A 4,634-nucleotide genomic window follows, 5' to 3' on the forward strand; every position below is an offset into this window, starting at 1 on the left:
AAAGCATCTGTTTGTTTAAGTGTATACATTCACCATTTATAATTTCTCTCAAATATACTATCAGTTTATATATTCCTCATTCTTCTCTAACAGGTTCAAGATAAATTATAATTTGTTAATCGATATGTTTGTGTAACCACTGTTCAAATATCTTTAACTGTTCTTCGGTATGAAAGTAATGTTCACCCGTCTCCATAACTTCTAATTCACAACGATGTTTTTCTGTAAAATAGTTAATAGTTTCAAGTTCACACAGTTCATCCTTAGCTCCGTACATAATATATGTATCTATATTCCATATATTAATAGGATGTTCTTTTACATAGCATAAATAATCCCAATGTAACTTTTGACCAATAGGTGTCTCTATAGTCATTTCTTTTTGCAAAAGCTCTGGTGTTACATTAAACCATTTCATCATATTTTCGATAATTCGTTCCATATTAACTACTGGTGATAAAAATAATGCCTTTTCTACCACATCATTTTGATAAGCTAAAAGGCTAAAATACGCTCCCATACTACATGCAAACACGTTTATTTCTTTCCAATGTTCTTTTGCATAATTCATAATTATAGATAATTCACTAACACAAATCTGTACTTTGCAAGGCGTATTATCATCTTTTCTTTCTCCATGCTCAGGTAAATCAAAGCTTAATACTTGATAACCTTTTTGTTTGGCTTCTTCAGCTAATATTTGAATAATTGTATCTTCCTTATTTGACATATTTCCATGTACTGCAATAAAAATTTTATCACTCTTATCTCCCCATAAAACCGCAGGAATATTACTAATTTTAAAATTATTTTTAATCATATTCCCTCCATAAACTAAGACATATAGGACTTGGCAAAAAACGCACACACTTTATTTACCTCTGTACAGCAGGTAATATCCCCTTCAACTCCATTAAATCATCTATTACTACATCAGCCTGAGCAAGTTCATCTTCTTGCGCAAAATCAAAATTACACCCAATTGCAAGTAAACCGTTGTCTTTCGCTGCATTTATATCAGATAGCCGGTCACCAACTACCGCTGCCTCTTTTATATCATATTTGTTCATAATACTTTTAACTAAGTCACCTTTATTTAGCGATTGTATTTGTTCAATACTAAACGTTTCAATCACCCACTTGTCTAAAGCATAATAAGTTACGATTGCTCGTAAATATTCTTTCAAACCATTACTAGCAATGTAAATGGAACAATTATTTCCTTTTATATATGTAAATATTTCTTTTACATTTGGATATAAAGCGCCTTTTCCGCTTTTTATGTTTTCAATAAGTCTATCTAAAAAATATGCATCTGTTTGTTCTCTTATTTCAATAGAATGGTCCGGTAATAAAGCTTCCCAAACTTTCGGTAACGGCACACCCATAATTTCTCTATATTTATCAATTGGTGTTACTGTATCCCATAATTGTAATGATCTTAAGTGATCAAAAGTATCATCTAATGATAATTCTAAAATTTTATCTGTTTGAAATAACGTACCATCCATATCAAAAATTAATGCTTGTAACATTCCTATCTCTCCTTTTGGACTATGGTTTTACCAGATATATTTTTAAGCATCTCAATAATAATTTCTGAGCAATAATTCGCAGCAGTTTTCGCGAAGTCATCATAAGAAATTTGAGCTTCATCATTTGCGCTGTCAGAAATACATCTTATAATGAGAAACGGTATATCATTTATATAGGCAACATGTCCAATTGCTGCCCCTTCCATTTCTGTACAATGAGGTGCGTATTCGTCTATTAATTTCGCCTTTAACTTTGAATCTTCAACAAAACATTCACCGCTGACAATTCTTCCTTCATGAACTGCAATCTGTAAACTACTACTAATACAAGCTTTACGTGCTAACTCTACCAATTCCTTACTTGCAATAAATTCTTCTTGGAACGGAAATAAGTTTTTCATTTGAGTTTTACTTACATCATGATGAGTAACATTCGTTGAAATAACTATATCGCCGACTTTTACATCTGAATGTAATCCACCAGCAACGCCCGTATTAATGATAGAGTCTACATCAAATTTATGAATTAATGTTTGCGCGCATGCAGCTGCATTTACTTTCCCTACACCAGAACGTGTAATAATTACTTCTGTTCCCATGAATTCTCCAATATAAAAAGGCATTCCCGCTATTGTCTGTTCCTCTTGTATAACTAGTTTTTCTAAAAGTAAATCTATTTCAATTTGCATTGCTCCGATAATGCCGATTCTGTTTATGTATGTAGTCCCCTTTATTAATTAATCCCTTTAATCCGCTCAGACATAACCGATAATAAAAATTTCGGAAGTACAAGTTGTCTCTTTAATCTTTTCGGCTGTGAGAGTAACCTATACAGCCATTCAGTTCCAGTATCCCTCATTATTTTTGGTGCTCTTTTTACAGTACCAGATATTATATCAATCATACCTCCGATACCAATAGATAGCGGAACGTTTAATGTTTGTATGTTTTCATAGATGAACTCTTCTTGTTTTGGTGAACCTAGTCCTACGAGTAGTAAATGCGGCTTGAACTGCTTAATTTTCATTTTTATTTCCTCTATTTCTTCACCATTTACAAATCCATGCTGTCCTTTAAATTGTGCTCCTGGGAACTGCTCATTTAATTTTTCTAATGCCTTTTTATTACTTTCTGGCGCAGCTCCAAAAAGAAAGACACGATATTCATTGTCGTTACAATATTTTATTAAATCGTGAGTTAAATCCGCCCCAGTAACACGTTCTTTCAAACTTCCTTTTAATATTTTCGAGCCAATTATGACACCAATCCCATCCGCTGTTATTAAATCCGCAGATAGTAACATCTTTTTAAATTCCTTTGATTTTTCCGTATTTTCCTTTGCAGACATAACAATTTCAGGATTTGCAGTTACTACAAACCTTGGTTTCTCTTGTTGTTCATGTAGCCAACCTTTTAATAAACTTATAGCTTTTGCATATTCTAAAGTTGAAAAAGGTATACCTTTTATAAACTGCTGATCCACTGTACTCTCCCCTTACATAAGCTGCAAATATTCATCAATGTCTTTAGAAATTTGAATAAAAGCTTTATTCCAAAATTCATAATTTCTTATATCTATTTCAAAATGTTTTTTCATAAGCTCCTCTACTGGAGCCTTTCCTGTTTCTCGTAAGAACTCTTTATATTTCGAATGAAAAGTACTTTTACCTTCTTGAGCTATTTCTAATAAGCTAAAACTTACTAAATATCCAAATGTGTATGGATAATTGTAAAAAGGAACATCTGCTATATAAAATTGAATATATTTCATCCATACAAACGGCTGGTATTCACTTAAAGCTTTTCCATAAGCTTCTTTTTGTGCAATTATAGATAATTTCTCAATTTCATCAGCACTTAAAGGACCCTCTTTACATTTTTCATAAAATGTTTTTTCAAACTGATACGATGCTCGTATTGCCATTACATAATTAAAACTATTTCTTATTTTCCAGCTAAGTAATGACTTTTTCGTATCTTTACTATCCGTTGTTTCAATTAGATAATTTAAGAGTACCGTTTCAAAGAAAATAGATGCTGATTCAGCCGTACTCATTGGCAAATAATCATCTAAAAAAGACGTAGATTGTTCAAAACTCATATTATAAAAGTGCCAAGCATGTCCTAATTCATGAGCGAGCACTCTTACACTATCTATACTCCCATCATAACGAATGGAAATTCTCGATTCTTTCTCACTGAAAAATGGAGCACAAAACCCACCTGGTGGTTTATTCTCTCTCGGTTCAGCATCTACCCAACCACTTTCTATCGCATTACGTGCAAATTCTGCTAATTCTTCATCAATATTCTTACATGCATCATAAACGTTTTGTATTGCTACTGAAAAAGGAATCATGATCTCATTACTTTCCTTTACCGTCATAAGTTCATACCATGTAATTGAAGCTTTTCCTTTCTTATACACGTTTAAAGCACTTACTAATTTATCAAGGTTTTCTTCTGTCGCATTCCACATTTGGAATAATACAGTTTCTGAAATGCCATTCGCATGAAAAGATTGTGTTAAAATCTCTCTATCTTCTATTTCATTACTCTTTGCATTACGCAATCTCCCTATTTGATTTAATACAGTAGCAAAGATTTCTTTTTCCTTATGTAAAGTACTTGTAAGTAACTCGAATACTTCTAATCTTTCCTTTTCATTATCACTATTCATTGCAATAGTATTTGCTTGTCCAAAGGATAATTGTTTATTATTGTGCTCTATTTCTATCCTATCCCGTAATTGTATGTACATATTTTCCCAAGCATTAAGCTCATCTTTTATTAACTTAGTATTATCTGAAGTTTCCACTTCATTATGTTTTATTACTTGCTGTAATTCATTTTTTAGTTCCTTCACTTTCACGGTCAATTTAGTAAGGTCAGATGGTACACTTTCTTCAACTGATCTACAGTACAAATAGTATTCTGTTTTCTCAATAGCTTGTATTAGCTTTGAAAGAACCTCTACATCTTTTGTTACAAAATATTTCTCTTTCAACTCCAAAATTGGAAATAGAATATCCTCATTCAAATACAAGCGATTTAAATCCCATCTAGCAATTTCTTGCATTTTTATAGTCGCCTCCTATT

The 4,634-nt window shown here is 32.0% G+C and carries 5 protein-coding genes; all 5 read right to left on the minus strand.

Features of this window, described 5'->3' with window-relative positions:
• Positions 1–115: 115 nt before the first annotated feature.
• Genes ACQGSG_RS26780 through ACQGSG_RS26800 form a run of 5 tightly spaced genes read right to left on the minus strand, consistent with a single transcriptional unit; the run spans position 116 to position 4,614 of the window.
• Complete coding sequence (locus tag ACQGSG_RS26780; protein ID WP_114160479.1) at positions 116–820, minus strand: alpha/beta hydrolase; 705 nt, start codon at positions 818–820, stop codon at positions 116–118.
• Positions 821–875: 55 nt separating this feature from the next.
• Positions 876–1,535, minus strand: a complete 660-nt coding sequence (locus ACQGSG_RS26785) for an HAD hydrolase-like protein (RefSeq protein ID WP_097813701.1) — start codon at positions 1,533–1,535, stop codon at positions 876–878.
• Between the two features lie 2 nt (positions 1,536–1,537).
• A complete protein-coding gene (locus ACQGSG_RS26790) occupies positions 1,538–2,251 on the minus strand; it encodes a 5'-methylthioadenosine/adenosylhomocysteine nucleosidase (RefSeq protein ID WP_001079723.1) in 714 nt (237 codons plus the stop codon).
• Between the two features lie 17 nt (positions 2,252–2,268).
• Positions 2,269–3,018: a WecB/TagA/CpsF family glycosyltransferase gene (locus ACQGSG_RS26795; RefSeq protein WP_000372653.1), complete on the minus strand. Its 750-nt coding sequence runs from the start codon at positions 3,016–3,018 to the stop codon at positions 2,269–2,271.
• Positions 3,019–3,030: 12 nt separating this feature from the next.
• Positions 3,031–4,614, minus strand: a complete 1,584-nt coding sequence (locus ACQGSG_RS26800; protein WP_048567583.1) for a M3 family metallopeptidase — start codon at positions 4,612–4,614, stop codon at positions 3,031–3,033.
• Positions 4,615–4,634 lie beyond the last annotated feature (20 nt).

The organism is Bacillus sp. GMa5/1 (assembly GCF_050172015.1).
GTDB classification, from domain to species: Bacteria; Bacillota; Bacilli; order Bacillales; family Bacillaceae_G; genus Bacillus_A; species Bacillus_A cereus.